The organism is Neoalteromonas flava (assembly GCF_002807685.1).
Taxonomy (GTDB): Bacteria; Pseudomonadota; Gammaproteobacteria; order Enterobacterales; family Alteromonadaceae; genus Alteromonas_E; species Alteromonas_E flava.
The window spans coordinates 1-1,236 of sequence record NZ_PEAX01000021.1 but is presented as its reverse complement, the minus strand read 5'-3'; the positions used below and the strand labels follow the sequence as shown (position 1 = coordinate 1,236).

Sequence of the window (1,236 nt, the reverse complement as noted above, 5' to 3'; positions counted from 1 at the left end):
TGTATATTTGATTTGCAAGAGGGACATAAAAAGCCGCGTTTAATTCCTTCGTCATAAGCATCAATAGCTTCTCGACAAGGGAAGACAAAACTACATTCGCTGCAACGATATTTCATAGTGACGTATAACGCCCCGCATAAAGGGCAGCTAGCTGTGGGCTATAATTGCGCGCAGCGCGAGCCCACAGGTAGATGTCCGCGCGAGCGCAGCGAGTTTTGATGCGATTGTTAGGTGTCATTTGCTGAAACTACCCATAAATTGAGACCAAATATATTGCACCAAATAAATAGATAAGAGCACCTGCTGCCGTAAGAAGCAAGGCGGAGAGAGAGTCAAATGGGTCTTGATGTAGCTCAGTTGGGTATTTTCCGATTGAAATGGCTCTGAACAGAATTGCTGCGGTATAGTAAAAAATTACCCTACATAGAATTTCGCCAATCACGAAGATAAATCCTCGAATAATACCCCTAAACAAAATCTCAAGTACATCATCCATTATGTAAGGTAATCTCCTGGCACCTAACGCCGCAATAAAAGGCGAGCGTTAGCGAGTCCAGGCCACGTTTTTTGTGGCCGATTTTTAATTGCCTTGTTAACTGTTTGCATAAGTTCTGAAAAACCCCTTGACTAAGGTTTTATAGACTCTACTTAACTGTTTCTCAAATGAAGGGAAATCAACATGGGCGGCTTTCAGCGCTTGCTCAGCTTCGGGTACTCGCTCCATAGCACCAGACTCTAACAAAGACTTGCTCCAATGACCCTCGGGCAGTATGTTGTTCTCGTAATCCAAAATCTCACCATAAATCCAGTTCAAGATTTTGATAGCTGCTCCCTGCTGGAGAAGCTGCACGTCGGCTATGGCTAAGTATCCAGCTTCAGATATTTTAACTTTCAGAAACCAGTATGGGTTAAACAATCCTGTTTCGGCACTCCCGAAACCGTTGTAATTATCCATACTGTAATACATGAATAAAATTTCTTTGATGGCGTCATTTGCCACCGTGTAGCTAAAACCGTCTATTTCGAACTCTTTGGTTTGAACCATGATATCTCTGTACAGTTAACGCCCCGCATAAAGGGCAGCTAGCTGTGGGCTAAAATCGCGTGCAGCGCGAGCCCACAGGTAGATGTCCGCGCGAACGAAGTGAGTTTTAATGCGATTGTTAGGCACCATTACGGAAAACCGTATTTTAAAAATAAAGCTGCTAACCAGAATAAAGCAAAACTGCACCAATA

The 1,236-nt window shown here is 43.4% G+C and carries 1 protein-coding gene; it reads right to left on the bottom strand.

The window, feature by feature from the left end; genetic code table 11:
* Positions 1-592: 592 nt before the first annotated feature.
* Positions 593-1,045 carry a hypothetical protein gene (locus CSH92_RS16935; RefSeq protein WP_100658835.1) on the bottom strand — a complete coding sequence of 151 codons (453 nt, stop codon included), beginning with the start codon at positions 1,043-1,045 and terminating at the stop codon, positions 593-595.
* Positions 1,046-1,236: the final 191 nt, after the last annotated feature.

Excerpts from the sequence above, each read along its gene's own strand:
- CSH92_RS16935 (WP_100658835.1), bottom strand. The coding sequence starts at position 1,045 with ATGGTTCAAACCAAAGAGTTCGAAATAGACGGTTTTAGCTACACGGTG.